General features: G+C 72.2%; 14 protein-coding genes. 3 read left to right on the forward strand and 11 right to left on the reverse strand.

Features of this window, described 5'->3' with window-relative positions:
- Positions 1–8: 8 nt before the first annotated feature.
- Complete coding sequence (gene nadD, locus AB0F18_RS04815) at positions 9–626, reverse strand: nicotinate-nucleotide adenylyltransferase (RefSeq protein ID WP_045951639.1); 618 nt, start codon at positions 624–626, stop codon at positions 9–11.
- Positions 627–686: 60 nt separating this feature from the next.
- Positions 687–854: a hypothetical protein gene (locus AB0F18_RS04820; RefSeq protein WP_344156102.1), complete on the reverse strand. Its 168-nt coding sequence runs from the start codon at positions 852–854 to the stop codon at positions 687–689.
- Positions 855–993: 139 nt separating this feature from the next.
- Between AB0F18_RS04820 and AB0F18_RS04825 the strand changes: the two genes are divergently transcribed.
- On the forward strand, positions 994–2,088 hold the full coding sequence (locus AB0F18_RS04825; protein WP_362055030.1) for a M48 family metallopeptidase: 1,095 nt from the start codon (positions 994–996) through the stop codon (positions 2,086–2,088).
- Here AB0F18_RS04825 and AB0F18_RS04830 read toward each other — a convergent pair.
- The 7 genes from AB0F18_RS04830 to AB0F18_RS04860 all read right to left on the reverse strand — a co-directional run bounded on the left by AB0F18_RS04830 (position 2,072) and on the right by AB0F18_RS04860 (position 8,754).
- Positions 2,072–3,367: a hypothetical protein gene (locus AB0F18_RS04830; RefSeq protein WP_362055032.1), complete on the reverse strand. Its 1,296-nt coding sequence runs from the start codon at positions 3,365–3,367 to the stop codon at positions 2,072–2,074. The two genes, AB0F18_RS04825 and AB0F18_RS04830, sit on opposite strands and share 17 nt — an antisense overlap.
- 67 nt (positions 3,368–3,434) lie before the next feature.
- Complete coding sequence (locus tag AB0F18_RS04835) at positions 3,435–3,968, reverse strand: hypothetical protein (RefSeq protein WP_362055034.1); 534 nt, start codon at positions 3,966–3,968, stop codon at positions 3,435–3,437.
- 77 nt (positions 3,969–4,045) lie between these two features.
- Complete coding sequence (locus tag AB0F18_RS04840; RefSeq protein WP_362055036.1) at positions 4,046–5,329, reverse strand: glutamate-5-semialdehyde dehydrogenase; 1,284 nt, start codon at positions 5,327–5,329, stop codon at positions 4,046–4,048.
- A gap of 304 nt (positions 5,330–5,633) precedes the next feature.
- Positions 5,634–6,026, reverse strand: coding sequence for a hypothetical protein (locus AB0F18_RS04845; RefSeq protein ID WP_362055124.1), 393 nt, complete (start codon positions 6,024–6,026; stop codon positions 5,634–5,636).
- A 96-nt stretch (positions 6,027–6,122) separates the two neighbouring features.
- Entirely contained in the window at positions 6,123–7,250 is a 1,128-nt protein-coding gene (gene proB, locus AB0F18_RS04850) for a glutamate 5-kinase (protein WP_362055038.1), read from the reverse strand.
- Between the two features lie 83 nt (positions 7,251–7,333).
- The gene (locus tag AB0F18_RS04855) at positions 7,334–7,780 is read right to left on the reverse strand and encodes a GtrA family protein (RefSeq protein WP_362055040.1); all 447 of its coding nucleotides are present in this window, start codon (positions 7,778–7,780) and stop codon (positions 7,334–7,336) included.
- The gene (locus AB0F18_RS04860) at positions 7,777–8,754 is read right to left on the reverse strand and encodes a glycosyltransferase family 2 protein (RefSeq protein WP_362055042.1); all 978 of its coding nucleotides are present in this window, start codon (positions 8,752–8,754) and stop codon (positions 7,777–7,779) included. Before AB0F18_RS04860 ends, AB0F18_RS04855 begins: the two co-directional genes overlap by 4 nt.
- A gap of 159 nt (positions 8,755–8,913) precedes the next feature.
- Between AB0F18_RS04860 and AB0F18_RS04865 the strand changes: the two genes are divergently transcribed.
- Together AB0F18_RS04865 and AB0F18_RS04870 are read left to right on the forward strand one after the other, a co-directional pair.
- Positions 8,914–11,793 (forward strand): bifunctional glycosyltransferase family 2 protein/CDP-glycerol:glycerophosphate glycerophosphotransferase, encoded by a 2,880-nt coding sequence (locus tag AB0F18_RS04865; protein ID WP_362055044.1) that lies wholly within the window; start codon positions 8,914–8,916, stop codon positions 11,791–11,793.
- Entirely contained in the window at positions 11,790–12,938 is a 1,149-nt protein-coding gene (locus AB0F18_RS04870) for a glycosyltransferase (RefSeq protein ID WP_362055046.1), read from the forward strand. Before AB0F18_RS04865 ends, AB0F18_RS04870 begins: the two co-directional genes overlap by 4 nt.
- Before the next feature lie 71 nt (positions 12,939–13,009).
- On the opposite strand, the gene galE is transcribed toward AB0F18_RS04870, so the two are convergent.
- Both galE and AB0F18_RS04880 read right to left on the reverse strand, forming a co-directional pair.
- Positions 13,010–14,023 (reverse strand): UDP-glucose 4-epimerase GalE, encoded by a 1,014-nt coding sequence (gene galE, locus AB0F18_RS04875; RefSeq protein ID WP_362055048.1) that lies wholly within the window; start codon positions 14,021–14,023, stop codon positions 13,010–13,012.
- A gap of 16 nt (positions 14,024–14,039) precedes the next feature.
- Positions 14,040–15,671 (reverse strand): glycosyltransferase family 2 protein, encoded by a 1,632-nt coding sequence (locus AB0F18_RS04880; protein ID WP_362055050.1) that lies wholly within the window; start codon positions 15,669–15,671, stop codon positions 14,040–14,042.
- Between the last annotated feature and the right edge of the window lie 58 nt (positions 15,672–15,729).

A 15,729-nucleotide genomic window follows, 5' to 3' on the forward strand; every position in this document is an offset into this window, starting at 1 on the left:
GCGGAAGCTCAGGCTCCCCGGTACAGCTCACGCTTGTCGATATAGCGCACCACGCCGTCCGGGACCAGGTACCAGACGGGATCGCCCTCGGCGACGCGGGCGCGGCAGTCCGTGGAGGAGATCGCCAGCGCCGGTACCTCGACGAGCGAGACGCCGCCCTCGGGCAGGCCGTCGTCGGTCAGGACGTGGCCGGGACGGGTCACGCCGATGAAGTGGGCGAGGGAGAAGAGTTCGTCGGCGTTGCGCCAGGTCAGGATCTGCGCGAGGGCGTCGGCGCCGGTGATGAAGAAGAGGTCGGCGTCCTGGTTGAGCGCGCTCAGGTCCCGCAGGGTGTCGATCGTGTACGTCGGGCCGCCGCGGTCGATGTCGATGCGGCTCACGGAGAACTGGGGGTTCGAGGCCGTCGCGATGACCGTCATGAGGTAGCGGTCCTCGGCGGGCGACACGGCCCGCTGGGACTTCTGCCACGGTTCGCCCGTGGGGACGAACACCACCTCGTCGAGGTGGAAAAGGGCGGCCACCTCACTGGCGGCCACCAGGTGTCCGTGGTGGATCGGGTCAAACGTCCCGCCCATCACGCCGAGCCGGCGCTTGACCGGGCCCGTAGGCACTTCCTGCTCTCCCATGAGCGCAGAGCCTACTGGCCCGGTGGCGGGTGCGCGGCGGCCGCCTCCGAACGAGGGGGTTCAGCGGTCGCGGTTCAGGCGCGTGGTCACCCAGAGCATCAGCAGCAGGACGAAGAGCGCACCGCCACCGGTGAGGTAGGGGCTCAGGCTCTCGTGGTTGCCGCCGTGCTGCTCGGCGCCCTCCGAGGCGAGGACGACGAGGTTGTGGGCGGTGGTGGAGAGGCTCATCAGGCAGGTACCTATCGAGTCGGGGAGCGGGCGGAGACTTCCCTCACATCGTATGCGGGGGCCCGGGGCACGCTCACGCCGACTCAGGCGTTGAGAGGATGGACGCAGTGCAGCACAGGCCGATCCAGGGGGAGGCGCCATGACGGACAGCGGATTCGAGAAGACACCGGCACGCGATCGCAGGAGGTTCCCGGGCATCTCCTCGCGGGCCTACGAGCACCCGGCGGACCGCTCGGCGCTGGTCGCCCTGCGCAAGCTGACCGGCTTCGACACGGTCTTCAAGGCCCTCAGCGGGCTGCTCCCCGAGCGCAGCCTGCGGCTGCTGTTCCTGTCGGACTCGGTGCGGGTGGGCGAGACCCAGTTCCCCCATCTGTACGAGATGCTGCGGGACGCCTGCTACATCCTGGACCTGGAGAAGGTCCCGCAGATGTACGTGCAGCAGGACCCGAAGCCGAACGCCATGTGCATCGGGCTGGACGAGCCGATCATCGTGGTGACGACGGCGCTGGTGGAGCTGCTCGACGAGGAGGAGATGCGGGCGGTCGTGGGCCACGAGGTGGGCCACGCGCTGTCCGGGCACTCCGTGTACCGCACGGTGCTGCTGTTCCTGACGAACCTGGCGCTGAAGGTGGCGTGGATCCCGCTGGGCAATGTGGCGATCATGGCGATCGTCACCGCGCTGCGGGAGTGGTTCCGCAAGTCGGAGCTGTCGGCCGACCGGGCGGGGCTGCTGGTGGGGCAGGACGTGAACGCCTCGATGCGGGGGCTGATGAAGATCGCGGGCGGCAACCACCTGCACGAGATGAACGTCGACGCCTTCCTGGCCCAGGCCGACGAGTACGAGTCGAGCGGCGACCTGCGCGACTCGGTCCTGAAGATCCTCAACGTGCTGCCGCGCACGCACCCCTTCACCACGGTGCGGGCCGCCGAGCTGCGCACGTGGTCGCAGAGCCGGGACTACCAGCGGATCATGGACGGGCACTACCCGCGGCGGGACGAGGACAAGGACGCCTCGGTGGCCGACTCCTTCCGCCAGTCCGCCTCGCACTACGCGGAGTCGGTGCGCACGAGCAGGGATCCGCTGATGAAGCTGGTCGGCGACATAGCCGGCGGAGCGGGCGACCTGGGCGGGAAGCTGCGCGACCGGTTCACCGGCGCGGCCGGCGGCGGCTCGTCCGCCCCGGAGGGCGGCGAGGCCGGGGGCAAGGGCAAGGGCGCTACCGAAGAGGGCTGACGGAGGCCGGCGGGGGCGGTGCCTGGGGTTGCGCCACGGGCACCTGCGAGGGCGACCGTAAGGACGCCGACGACCCCGAAGACGCCGCGGACGCCGAAGACCCTGAGGGCCCCACGGACCCCGAGGGTTGCGGGGACGATGGCTGGGCCGACGGGTCGGGCGGGGTTGCCGCCGGATCCATGACCCCGCACAGCCCGGCGGTGCGCCGGGGATGGCCGCTGGCGTACGGGTCGCTCACGGGCGGGCCGATGGTGGTGGGGGCGGCCCCGGCGAGCAGCGGGCGGAAGCCCCCGGCCGGGTCGGCGGCGCAGTCCTGCGGCCCGGCCATCACGTAGGCGGAGGCCAGCTCCGCCCGCCGGGTGGTGAGGTCGTCGTGGTCGAAGCGCAGCCGCAGCTCGCGCCGGACGGTGAAGAGGGAGGCCGCGTCGGGCCCGGCCGGCGGTCCGGCCGCTGGGCGTACGGCGTACACGAAGGTGTGGTCGGTGGTCACCGCCAGCACCTCGGGGCTGATCTCCTCGAAGGCGAGGGTGCCGCTCACCCGGACGCGGGTGTCGGCCAGGACGGCGGTGTGGGGGTCGAAGCGGACGAGCCAGCCGGTGGCGGCGTGCCGGCCGTCGCCGGAGGGCGAGGTCGTGCTCTCGTCGAACTGGGCCAGCTGCCCGGGGTCGAGGAGGACCCGTACGGGCCGGGAGGCCGCGCCGGAGAGCACGTCGGGGTCCAGGGAGGACTGCACCAGGTAGTCCTTGGCGATGGACAGCGCGGCGACGATCTGGCTCTCGGTGAAGTGGTGGGTGCGGCGTACGGCCGGCAGGGCGATCCCGGCCGCCCCGGTGCGGTAGTCGGCCGCCGGGCTCTGCGCGTAGAGGGCGGCCGGCTGGCCGCCGGGTACGGCGGAGGACGGCGTCAGGGGTACGACGGTGCTGGCGAGCGGTTCGGCGTTGCCGCCGGCCGGGGGCACGTACGGGTTGCGCAGGCCCAGGTAGACGGCGACGGCGAAGGCCGTGGCGATGAGCAGCACGAGCAGCATGCCCTGCCGGGCGCCACGGCCCGGGGTGCCGGTGCCGCGGCCCGGGGAGCCGCCGCCCGACCAGATGGAGCGGCTGCGGACGGCCCGGGCGTGTTCGCCCATGCGTTCCTGGGCGGAGAACTCCTGGAGCCGGGCAGCGCGGACGAAGTCCTCGTCGAACACCACCGACCGGTACTCGTCCGGGCGCAGTTCGTCGTCACCCCCGCCGATGCCCTCGGGGGTGCCGTTGGGTGGATCTCCTGGTACGGCCATCGCTTCTCCCGCTGTCCCCGCTTCAGAGAAGCCCCCAGCTCCGGAACGGGCGAGTGGGGTCGTACCTTCAGGGTTGGCGGCCGACGGGGTACGTAAACGCGCCGACGCCGGTGACTTCCCCGAGTGGGGTACTGGCGGGGGCGGGTGCGGGGTCCGCGTCGCCCGCGGCGCTGCGGTAGACGGCGCTGAAGGCGAGCGCGACCATCCCGAGCCCCATGACGACGGCGAGCACCCAGGCGACCGGTCTCAGCCAGCCGGCGCGGCCGCGGTAGGGGCGCAGGCTGCCGCCGTAGGCCCCGTACGGGCCCTCGGCGTAGCCGTAGTGGCCGGCCTCCCAGGCGGGGTCGTCGAGCGGGTACCCGTCCAGGTGGCCGTAGTCGTCCTCGCCCGCCCAGCCTCCGGCGACGCGGGCGGCCTCGGCCTCGGCGCGGGCCAGGTCGGCGGCGCGCTGGCGTTCGGCCGCGCTCGGTTCATGGATCTCGGCGCTCCGGACGAAGGCCTCGTCGAACACCACGGAGGCGAAGTCGTGATCCGCGCCTCCGCGGTCGTCGTCGGGCTCCCCGTCGTCCGGGAACGGCTTGCCCCCCACGTCGTCCGGCACGGGAACAGCGTAGACCTGGGGGGCCGCTTTGGGCAGGGTGAAAGCCGGAATCCGGCCACACCGGGTTCGGGTGGCGGTTACCGGATGTGACCGTCGCCGGTGACGATGTACTTGGTGGAGGTGAGCTCGGGCAGGCCCATCGGGCCGCGGGCGTGCAGCTTCTGGGTGGAGATGCCGATCTCGGCGCCGAACCCGAACTGGCCACCGTCGGTGAACCGGGTGGAGGCGTTCACCGCGACGGTGGTCGAGTCGACCAGCTGGGTGAACCGGCGCGCGGCGGCCTGCGAGGTGGTGACGATCGCCTCGGTGTGGCCGGAGGTCCAGCGGCGGATGTGGGCGACGGCGTCGTCGAGGGAGTCCACGACGGCCGCGGCGATGTCGTACGACAGGTACTCGGCGGCCCAGTCCTCGTCGGTGGCGGGCAGGGCGGTGACCTTGCTCCCCTCGGCGGCGGCGAGGACCCGGTCGTCGCCGTGGACGGTCACGCCGGCGTCGGCGAGCGCGTCGAGGGCGAGCGGGAGGAAGGCGTCGGCGATGTCGCGGTGGACGAGGAGGGTCTCGGCGGAGTTGCAGACGGAGGGCCGCTGGGCCTTGGAGTTGACGAGGATGTCCACGGCCATGGCGAGGTCGGTCTGGGCGTCGACGTAGACGTGGCAGTTGCCGGTACCGGTCTCGATGACCGGGACGGTGGACTCCTCGACGACGGTCTTGATGAGGGAGGCGCCGCCGCGCGGGATGAGCACGTCGACGAGGCCGCGGGCGCGCATCAGCTCGCGGACGGAGTCGCGGGACTCGCCGGGGACGAGCTGGATCGCGTCGGCGGGCAGGCCGGCGCCCTCGATCGCGTCGCGCAGGATGGCCACGAGGGCGGTGTTGGAGGCGTAGGCGGAGGAACTGCCGCGCAGGAGGACGGCGTTGCCGGACTTCAGGCAGAGCGCGGCGGCGTCGACGGTGACGTTGGGCCGGGCCTCGTAGATGATGCCGACGACGCCGAGGGGGACGCGGATCTGGCGGAGGTCGATGCCGTTGGGGAGGGTGGAGCCGCGGACGACCTCCCCGACGGGGTCGGGGAGGGCGGCGACGTCGCGCACGTCGGAGGCGATGGCGGCGACCCGCTCCGGGGTGAGGGTGAGCCGGTCGACGACGGTCTCGCTGGTGCCGGCGGCGCGGGCCTTCTCGATGTCCTGGGCGTTGGCGGCGACGATCTCGTCGGTACGGGCCGTCAGCGCGTCCGCGATGGCCAGGAGGGCCGTGTCCTTGGCGGACCGCGAGAGTGGGGCGATGGCCGCGGCGGCGGTACGGGCCGCTGCCGCGGTGGCGAGGACGGGGGAGGTCGCGGTGGCGTCGTCGAGCGAGGTCATGCCGCCCAGGGTAATCCCCGGGTCCCCCGGACCCCGCGTGAGTTTCACCCCGCGAGACGCCGCCCCGCCCCGCCCTTCCACCGTTCCCGCCTCAGACGCCGGCGCGCCTGAAAACCCCTGGGGCTCCGACCCAGACCCCGCGCCTCAAACGCCGGCGGGGCTGGAATGTGCTGCGCACATCCAGCCCGCGCGGCGATTGAGCGCACCCCAGCCGGGGCCAGCGGCCGCGCCCGGCGGACGGAGTCCGGCGCAGCGGCGCGAAGCCGGGGAGGCCGCTCGCGGCCGAGCCGCGCGAGCAGCGCGTCTAGTAGGGGTGCACGCCCACCGGGTGGGCCGGGGGTGGGCCGTAGCCCTCGGCCACGCGTTGGTGGTACGTCGTGCGGTCGATGACCTCCAGGCCGACGATCTCCCACGGCGGCAGCTGCGCCGTCGAGCGGTGTTCGCCCCACAGCCGCAGGGCGACGGCCGCCGCGTCGTGGAGGTCGCGGGCCTCCTCCCAGTACCGGATCTCCGCGTGGTCGTCGGCGTACCGGCTGGTCAGCAGGAAGGGGTGGTCGTGCGCGAGCTGCTCCAGCCCGCGCCGCACTTCCGGCAGCGGCGTCGGCTTGCCCGAGACGCTCAGCGTCACGTGCCAGAGACGGGACACCGGGCCCTGTTCCTCCCCGCCGGCGCCGTCCCCGGTACCGACGCTGGTCAGCGCTCGTCTCACCAGCCGCCTCCTGTCTGCGCTACGCGTGTCCGCCCCTCACAGTTGACCAGTCCCCGGCCCGCCGCGCGGTGGTTTTCCCGAACCTCAGCCCTGGAGCAGGACCAGATCGTCCCGGTGCACGACCTCCCGCTCGTACGCGGGTCCGAGCTCCCGCGCAAGCTCGCGGGTGGAGCGGCCGAGCAGTTGCGGGAGTTCCTTGGCGTCGAAGTTGACCAGGCCCCGGGCCACCGCGACCCCCTCGGCGGAGCGCAGTTCGACGGGGTCGCCCGCGACGAAGTCGCCCTCGACGGCGGCGATCCCGGCGGGCAGCAGGGAGCTGCCGCGCTGGGTGACGGCGCGGACGGCGCCGTCGTCCAGGACGAGGTGCCCCTGCGGGGTCGAGGCGTGCTGGAGCCACAGGAGCCGGTCGGCGGAGCGGCGGCCGGTGGGGTGGAAGAGGGTGCCGGTCTCGCGGCCGGCCAGGGCGTCCGCCGCCCGGCTGGCGGAGGTGAGGACGACGGGGACGCCCGCCGCGGCCGCAATCCGCGCGGCCTCGACCTTGGTGACCATGCCGCCGGTGCCGACGCCCGCCTTGCCGGCGCTGCCGATGGAGACGTGGGCGATGTCCTCGGCCCCGCGCACCTCCTCGATGCGGGTGGTGCCGGGCAGGGAGGGGTCCCCGTCGTAGAGGCCGTCGACGTCGGAGAGGAGGACGAGGAGGTCGGCGCGGACCAGGTGGGCCACGAGGGCGGCCAGCCGGTCGTTGTCGCCGAAGCGGATCTCGTCGGTGGCGACGGTGTCGTTCTCGTTGACGACGGGCATCGCGCCCATGGCCAGGAGCTGGTCCAGGGTGTTGAACGCGTTGCGGTAGTGGGCGCGCCGGCTGGTGTCGTCGGTGGTGAGCAGCACCTGGCCGACGCGGACGCCGTAGCGGGCGAAGGAGGCGGTGTACCGGGCGACGAGCAGGCCCTGTCCGACGCTGGCGGCGGCCTGCTGGCGGGCGAGGTCCTTGGGGCGGCGGGCCAGGCCGAGCGGGGAGAGTCCGGCGGCGATGGCTCCGGAGGAGACCAGGACGATCTCCTTCTCGCCGCCGCTGCGGGCCTTGGCCAGTACGTCGACCAGCGCGTCCACCCGGTCGGCGTCGAGCCCTCCCGCCGCGGTGGTCAGGGAGGAGGAGCCGACCTTGATCACGATCCTGCGGGCGTCCACGACACCCTGCCTAGCCGCTGACACGTCTTTTCCCCTCGCACACGCACGAAACCGACCAACCGACCCGGTCAATCTACGGGGTCCCGCGCCGCGCCCGCCCGCGGGTTTCAGCCCCTGGACGGGGAGCCGGCCGCGGCCCGCTCCGATGCGGGGGCCGCGGCCGCGCCCGTTCCCGGGATGAGGATCTTCCGCGAGAGGAGGAAGGTGAACGGGATGGCCACGACGGCCGCGACCAGCGGGGCGATCCGGGTGTCCAGGCCGGCCCAGGTGACCAGGGCGTAGAGGCCGGCGGACTGGATCACGTAGTTGGTGACGTTCGTCAGCGGGAAGAGGAGGAACTTCTTCCAGGTGGGGCGGGTGCGGTAGGTGAAGTAGGTGTTCATGAAGAACGAGCCGACCATCGACAGCACGAAGGCCAGGGTGTAGGCGGCGAAGTACGGCATCCACGGGTGCAGCAGCAGGTAGATGGCGAAGAAGGTGCCGGTGTTGACCCCGCCCACCAGGGCGAAGCGGAGGATCTGGCCGAGCTGGTCGCGCCGGGACGGGCTGCTCATCGGCTGCTGCGCTCCGCGACGACCGGTTCCGAGGGACCGGGGGCCGGGGCCGCGCCGTGGGATTCCTTGACCAGGAAGTGCGGGCGGCGCTTGGTCTCGTAGTAGATGCGGCCGATGTACTCGCCGATCAGCCCGAGCATGATCATCTGCATTCCGCCGATGCCGGCGATCATCGCGATGATCGTGACGTAACCGGGCGAGTCGATGCCGTTGGTGATCGCCATCACGGTGATCCACAGCGCGTACAGGCCGGTCAGCGCGACGAGCGAGACCCCGAGCCAGATGCCAATGCGCAACGGGCGGTTGTTGAAGGAGATCAGCCCGTCCATGCCGTAGTTCAGCAGGGAGGCGAACTTCCACTTCGTCTCGCCGGCCTCGCGCTGGGCGTTCTGGTAGTCGAAGTGAACGGTGTCGAAGCCGATCCAGGAGAAGAGACCCTTGGAGAAGCGGTTGTACTCGGGCAGCGCGAGCAGGGCGTCCACGGCGGGCCGGGACAGCAGCCGGAAGTCGCCGACCCCGTCGGTGAGCTCGACGTCGACCCAGCGGTTGACTCCCCGGTAGTAGAGGCGGCTGAGGGCCGATCGGAGCTTCTTGTCGCCTTCGCGGGTGCGCCGGGCGATGACCTGGTCGTGGCCCTGGCGGTAGTGCTCCAGCATGGTCTCGATCAGCTCCGGCGGGTGCTGGAGGTCCGCGTCCATGATCACCACGGCGTCGCCGGTGGCCTCGCGCAGGCCGGCGAGCATGCCCGCTTCCTTGCCGAAGTTCCTGCTGAAGGAGACGTAGCGGGTCTGGTCCCGGTGCTCGGCGGCGATCTTCCGGAGCTTGCCGAGGGTCCCGTCGCGGCTGCCGTCGTCGACGTAACAGACCTCGTACTCGACGGGCAGGGCGTCCAGAACCTTGCGGATCTCCTCGTCGAAGCGGTCGATGACGGCTTCTTCGTTGTAACAGGGGACGACTACCGACAGCTTGGTCATGGGCACTTCCTGCTGGGGTCCGAACGGGTGATTGTCGGCGACCGGACCCGCGACTCACCTCTTCCTTAGAAGTATGCACGGCGGAGGTCGGCCTGCCCGAGTCGTGTGCGGCACACGGTAGCTTTGACGGGATAAGCGGAATGGAACGAAGGGATCGAGGTGCACGTGCCTGACGTCTCCGTGGTCGTCATCGTCTACAACGACGCAGAGCGTCTGCCGACAGCCGTCCGGTCGGTTTTGGACCAGACCCTGCGCGGGGTCGAAGTCGTGATCGTGGACGACTGCAGCAAGGACCGGTCCTACGAGGTCGCCCAGGAGCTCGAAGCGGCGAACCCGGGGCGCGTCCGTGCCTTCCGGCTGCCCGAGAACAGCGGCGGCTGCGGCGCGCCGCGCAACCACGGCATCAAGCAGGCCACCGGCACCTACGTCATGTTCCTGGACAGCGACGACGTCCTGGAGCGCAACGCCTGCCGCAACATGCTCGCCGCCGCCGAGCGCACCGGCTCCGACCTGGTCTCGGGCATGTGCGTGCGCGTGCACCTCGACAACCGCTGGGGCAAGACCACGGAGTGGTACCCGTGGATCTACGCGCGCACCCGCACGCTGGAGTCGATCACCGAGTACCCGGACCTGCTGGTCTACGACACCCTCTCCACGAACAAGTGCTACCGGCGCGCGTTCCTGCTGGAGCAGGGCCTGGAGTTCCCGGTCGGCATCCACTACGAGGACCTGCTGTTCTCGGCCCAGGCCTACGTAGCGGCCCGCCGCATCACGCTGATCCCCAACCACGTCTACTACTGGAACGTGGTCGAGAAGGCCGCCGCGAAGTCGATCAGCAACCGGCGTCACGAGATCGCGAACTTCGTCCACCGGATGGAGATCCACCGCCGGGTCGACGAGCTGCTGGCCGCCAAGGGCCACACCGCCATCAAGACCGCCAAGGACGCCAAGTTCCTCAAGCACGACCTGGTGCTGCACCTGCGCGACCTGCCCCTGCTGGGCGACGCCTACCGCCAGGAGTTCGCCCGGCTCGCCAACGGCTACCTGGCCGGCATCGACCCGGCCGCGTACGAGAACGTCACGTACCTCCAGGCCATCTGCGCCTACCTGCTGGGCAAGGAGGACTGGAAGAACCTCCTCGCGGCCGCCGACGCGATGATCAACAAGGGCCGGCTGTCCTCCCCGCTCGCCGAGCGCGACGGCCGCGTCTACTGGTGCGCACAGCACATCGACGACCCGGCCGAGGCCGAGGGCCGCCGGATACTGGACGTCACCGACCAGGGCTTCCACACCACGCCGCTGTCCTCCCTGATCCTGGGCAACCGTCTGACCTCGTACGAGGACGACGGGCGCGGCAAGGTCACCCTCTCCGGCGCCGTCGTGAACCCCCTGGGCCGGATCGCGGAGGGCGCCGAGCTGTCGGCCTCGCTGGAGTTCCGGGCCCGGCGGCAGATCGGCGTGCGCTCCTTCAGCTTCCCCGTGGCAACCGTGCGCCACGCCGGTGACACGATCGAGTGGAGCACCACCGCCGACGTCGGCGGCACCGTCCGCCCGCTCGGCATCATCGACGCCGTCTGGGACGTGCGCCTGAAGCTGACGGCCGGCGGGGACCGGGTCACCACCCGCGTCTCGGTCGGCGGGGTGGACCTGGAGTCGGCGGCCCGGCTGCGGGTGCGCCCGCGCCTGACCCGGCTGGTCTCCGACCGCTTCGAGCCGGAGATGACCAAGAAGGGCAACCTCTCCTACGTCCTGACCGCCGAGGGCCCCGCCGCCGTCCGCACCCAGTCGCTGATCAGCAGCGCCATGCACGGCAAGGCCGCCGGCGTGGTCAAGCGCAGCCTGCGCCGGGCCCTGAGGGCGCGCCGCAACATCGGCTCGGGCGAGCAGAAGGTGAAGGTCTACCACGAGGTCTTCTCGAAGCTGCCGATCAAGAAGGGCACGGTCGTCTTCGAGAGCCACATGGGCAAGCAGTACAGCGACAGCCCGAAGGCCATCTACGAGGAGCTGGTCCGCCAGAACGCCCCCTTCGAGGCGATCTGGTCCTACGCGGGTGCCAAGCCCACCGGCTTCCCCAAGGAGGCCACCCTGGTCAAGCGCTGGAGCTGGCAGTACCTGCGGGCACTGGCGCAGGCCGAGTACTGGGTCGACAACCAGGGCTTCCCGCTGGCCCTGGCCAAGCGCCCCGGGACCACGTACATCCAGACCTGGCACGGCTCCGCCCTCAAGCGGATGGGCTTCCACGAGCCCCGCACCAAGGCCCAGGGCAAGCCCGCGCAGGACCGGTTCCAGGCGGCCGTCAACCGCTTCGACCACTTCCTGATCCGCTCCGAGCACGACGTCCGCACCCTCGCCCGGGGCTTCCGGCTGCGCGACGAGGTACTGCTGCGCACCGGCTACCCGCGCAACGACGCCCTGGTCGAGGCGCACCGCGCCGAGACGGACAGCGGGGAGCGGGTGCGCGGGCCGCTCGCCGCCGAGCTGGGCATCGACCCGGACAAGCGGGTGCTGCTGTACGCGCCGACCTTCCGGGCCACCGCGGACGGCGCGGTGGAGGGCTTCGAGTTCCCCTTCGACGTGGAGGAGTTCGCGGACCGGCTGGGCGACCGCTGCACGCTGCTGGTGCGCACGCACTACCTCAACAGCGTCTCCCTGCCGCCCTCGGTCGCCGGCCGGGTCATCGACGTCTCCCGGCACCACGACATCACCCCGCTGCTGGCGCTCGCCGACGGGCTGATCACCGACTACTCGTCCGTGATGTTCGACTACGCGGTGCTGGACCGGCCGATGATCTTCTTCGCGTACGACTACGAGAAGTACGCGACGGACATCCGCGGCACCTACTTCGACCTGAAGGAGAAGGCCCCGGGCCCGGTGGTGGCCACGGCGGACGAGCTGATGCAGGCCGTCGCCGCCTTCGACGAGGCCGACGCCAAGTACGCCGAGGCCCGCCAGCGATTCCTCGCCGAGTTCGGCGAGTACGACCGCGGGGACGCCGCCCGCCGGATCGTCGAGAAGTTCTTCACGAGGAGCGGCAAGTGAGCCGGGACATCTTCATCGTCTCCAACAGCGTGGACGAGCTCGGCGGTGTGACCACCTGGTCCCACCAGATGGCCAGGCTCTTCACCGACCGCGGCCACCGCGTGCACATCGTCGGCATCGCCCCCGTCGCCGAGGAGATCCGGCAGAAGCTGCCCGCCGGCCTCCCGTACGAGATGACCACCCTGTACGAGACCCACCCGCCGAAGGCGCGCCGGCTGCACGGCGTCAAGGGCCGCCTCAACGCCCCCGAGCGGCGCCGCCAGGCGGCCCGGCGGGCGCAGATGCGGGCCAAGGCGGAGCAGCTGGGCGAGCTGTTCCGCGCGGCGGGCCCGGGCGCCGTGGTGATCGTCACCCAGGTCTGGGCGATGGAGTGGGTGGCCCTCGCCGACACCAAGGGTCTCTCCGTCATCGGCATGAGCCACGAGTCCTTCGAGGCCAGCCAGAAGTCCACCCGCGGCGACCGGGTCCGCCGCTGGTACCAGGACGTCGACCGGCTGCTGGTGCTGACCCCGGAGGACGCGGACCTGTGGATCCGGGCCGGCATGGAGAACGTGGACAGCATGCCGAACCCGCTGCCGTTCATGCCGGACTCCCCCGCCCCGCGCACCGCGAAGGTCGTCGCGAGCGTCGGCCGCCTCGCCTTCGAGAAGGGCGTGGACCTGCTGCTCGACGCCTGGGCGGACGCCGCCCCGCGCCACCCCGACTGGACCCTGCGGATCTACGGGGCGGGCACGGAGGAGGCGACCCTGCGGGCGCACTGCTCCTCCCTCGGGCTGGACGACTCCGTGGAGTGGATGGGCAGCACCGACGACGTCCTGGGCGCGCTCAGCGAGGCCTCCGTCTTCGCGCAGGCCTCCCGGGCCGAGGGCTTCCCGATCACCTTGCTGGAGGCGATGGCGGCGGGCCTGCCCGTGGCCGCGTTCGACTGCGCGCCCGGCGTACGGGAGATCGTCCGCCACGGCGAGGACGGGCTGCTGGCCCGCCTGGGCAACACGATGGAGCTGGCCGGCCACCTGGACACCCTGATGTCGGACGCCGGCACCCGCCACCGGCTCGGCGACGAGGCCTTCCGCAGCGTGCGCCGCTACTCCAGCGCGGAGATCACCGACCGGTGGGAGAAGCTGTTCGACTTCCTGGAGCGCTGACCGCGCCGCGGAACCGAGAAGCCGCCCGCCCCGGAGCTGATCCGGGGCGGGCGGCTTCGTACGCGGGGGCGTCAGACCGTGTGGGCGTCCTTGCGGCGGTCCCGGTGCGCCTCGCGGTTGGCCTCCCAGCCCGCCCACGCCGAGCTGATCATCTCGCGGACGTCGTGCCGCGCCTTCCAGCCCAGCTCCGCGGCGATCCGGTCGGCGGAGGCCACGACCTTCGCCGGGTCGCCGGGACGGCGCGGGGTGACGACCGGCGCGTACGTGTGCCCGGTGCCGGCGTTCAGCAGCTCGACCATCTCCTTGACGGAGACGCCCTCACCGCGCCCGATGTTGACCGTGAGGTCCCTGTACTCCCCCGCCGCGCCCCACTCGGCGAGCCGGCGGGCCGCCACCACGTGGGCGTCCGCCAGGTCCTCGACGTGGATGTAGTCGCGGATGCAGGTGCCGTCCGGGGTGGGGTAGTCGTCGCCGAAGATGCGGGCGCCCTCACCGGCGTCGTAGCGCTCGAAGACCATCGGGACCAGGTTGAAGACCCCGGTGTCCGCGAGCTCGGGGGTGGCCGCGCCCGCCACGTTGAAGTAGCGCAGGCAGGCCGTGGAGATGCCGTGGGCCTTGCCGGCGGCCCGGACCAGCCACTCGCCGGCCAGCTTGGTCTCGCCGTACGGGCTCAGCGGCTTGCAGGGGGTCTCCTCGGTGACGGAGTCCACGTCGGGCATCCCGTACACGGAGGCGGAGGAGGAGAAGAGGAAGTTGCGGATGCCGGCCGCGGCCACGGCGCCGAGCAGGACCTGAAGGCCCTCGACGTTCTCGTGGTAGTAGTACAGCGGCTTCTCGACGGACTCGCCGACCTGCTTCTTGCCCGCCAGGTGCACCACGCCGGTGATCTTGTGTTCGGCGAGGGCCTCGTCCAGGGCGAGGCGGTCCAGCACCGAGGCGGTCACCAGCGGCACGCCCTCCGGTACCCGGTCCTCCCGGCCCGTGGAGAGGTCGTCGAAGACCACGACCTTCTGCCCCGCGAGCAGCATCGCGCGGACGACGTGGGCGCCGATGTATCCGGCGCCACCGGTGATCAGAAACGTCATGCGTATCTCCCGAGCTCTAGCGTGACCTGCGCGCGCGGGCGCGGTCGAGGCGGTTGCGTACGAAGGTCAGCGCGCCCCCGGCACCGGGGGCGAGGCGCAGCGCGAGCGCGCCGGAGGCCGTGCGGTAGGGCTGCGCCAGCAGAACACCGTACCGGCTGCTGGGCAGGGCCCTGCGGCGGAGCAGTCCGCCCAGGGGGCGCAGCGAGGTGAGCGGGGAGCTCCCGTCGGCGCAGCCCACGCCCGCCCGGACGTCCCAGGCCTGCATCCCGCGCAGCCCCCGGCGGCGGCCCTCGGCGGCCAGCGCGGCCAGGCGGAACGGGACCTCGGCGGTCCAGCCGTCCCCGTCGGCGGCGGGCCGCAGCTCCGCCGGGCGCACCAGGACGGGATCGCCGCCGGCGCGGGGCAGGAAGCTCAGCGAGACGGTCTGCGGGCGGGCCTGCGCGAGCCGCCCGTACAGGTCGCGGACCCGGACCTGGACGGCGCCGCCCCCGGCGGGCCGCGCGTCGACGGTCAGGGGCAGGTCGGCGGCGGGCAGGTCGGCGAGCCCGTCCAGCGGGACCGGCAGCTCCTCGCTCCACACCGGCTCCCCGGCGCCGTCGGCGGCGTACGGGGGCAGCAGCCGGGCGGGCTCGGCGGCCAGACCCGTCATCAGCCGCTCCACGTCGGCGGGCGGGGTCCGGGAGGCCAGCAGCACCCGGGCGGTCCAGCGGGCCCGGGCGGGGGCGGCGTCGACGTCGGCCGGGTCGAAGCCGGCCAGGTAGTCGCGGGTCAGGGTCCACCAGGCGGCCCGGTAGCCGGGGTCCCCGCCGAGCTCGCGCAGGTACATGCGCAGGTCGTAGTCGAGGAACTTCACCTGGCAGGCGTGCCCCAGCTCCGGGGAGGCGGCGGCGAGGGTGCGGGAGGCGGTGCGGTGGGCCTCGACGCGCGAGGCCCAGTTGCCGATGTCCTTGCGGTCCAGGGAGATGGACACCTGGGCGGCGCTCCGGCGCACGTGCCACACGTAGACCAGGTCGCCGACGACCGCGATGCGGGGGGCGGCGGCCAGGACGCGGGAGGTGAAGACGAAGTCCTCGTAGACGAACCGGCCGTCGGGGAAGCGGATCCGGTGCTTCTCCAGGAAGGCGCGTTCGTACAGCTTGTTGACGCAGAGGGTGTCGCGGACCAGCTCGGGCCGGTCGGCGGGCCGCTCGATGACCTCCCCCGGCGTGTACAGCCCGGGCATCCACGGCACGTCGCGGCCCTCCGGCAGCTCGCGCCGGACGCAGGCACCGACCGTGACGGGGGCCCGGTGCTCCTCGGCCGCCCGTACCAGGGCGTCGGCCGCGCCCGGCGGCAGGACGTCGTCGCTGTCGAGGAACAGGACGTACGGGGAGGTCGCGGCGGCGATCCCGTCGTTGCGCGGGGTGCCGCAGCCGCCGCTGTTCTCCGTGCGGTGGACCACCTTCAGGCGCGGGTGCACGGCGGACAGCTCGTCCAGGACCCGCGCGGTCGCGTCCGAGGAGGCGTCGTCGACCGCGATGACCTCGGCGACCACCGGGCCCTGGGCGAGGGCCGAGGAGACGGCCTCGCCCACGAGCCCGGCGTCGTTGTACGCGATCACGACCACGGACACCGAGGGGGTGTCACTGCTGGAATTGCTGCTGCTCACCCGCAGGATCCTAGGCGAACGGCGTAAAGGCGGCTTCAAATCCGTCCGAACGCACCGG

It is taken from the genome of Streptomyces sp. NPDC029216 (assembly GCF_040648015.1).
Taxonomy (GTDB): domain Bacteria; phylum Actinomycetota; class Actinomycetes; order Streptomycetales; family Streptomycetaceae; genus Streptomyces.

Excerpts from the sequence above, each read along its gene's own strand:
- AB0F18_RS04825 (WP_362055030.1), top strand. The coding sequence starts at position 994 with ATGACGGACAGCGGATTCGAGAAGACACCGGCACGCGATCGCAGGAGG.
- AB0F18_RS04820 (WP_344156102.1), bottom strand. The coding sequence starts at position 854 with ATGAGCCTCTCCACCACCGCCCACAACCTCGTCGTCCTCGCCTCGGAG.
- AB0F18_RS04860 (WP_362055042.1), bottom strand. The coding sequence starts at position 8,754 with ATGACCAAGCTGTCGGTAGTCGTCCCCTGTTACAACGAAGAAGCCGTC.
- AB0F18_RS04830 (WP_362055032.1), bottom strand. The coding sequence starts at position 3,367 with ATGGCCGTACCAGGAGATCCACCCAACGGCACCCCCGAGGGCATCGGC.
- nadD (WP_045951639.1), bottom strand. The coding sequence starts at position 626 with ATGGGAGAGCAGGAAGTGCCTACGGGCCCGGTCAAGCGCCGGCTCGGC.
- galE (WP_362055048.1), bottom strand. The coding sequence starts at position 14,023 with ATGACGTTTCTGATCACCGGTGGCGCCGGATACATCGGCGCCCACGTC.
- AB0F18_RS04840 (WP_362055036.1), bottom strand. The coding sequence starts at position 5,329 with ATGACCTCGCTCGACGACGCCACCGCGACCTCCCCCGTCCTCGCCACC.
- AB0F18_RS04855 (WP_362055040.1), bottom strand. The coding sequence starts at position 7,780 with ATGAGCAGCCCGTCCCGGCGCGACCAGCTCGGCCAGATCCTCCGCTTC.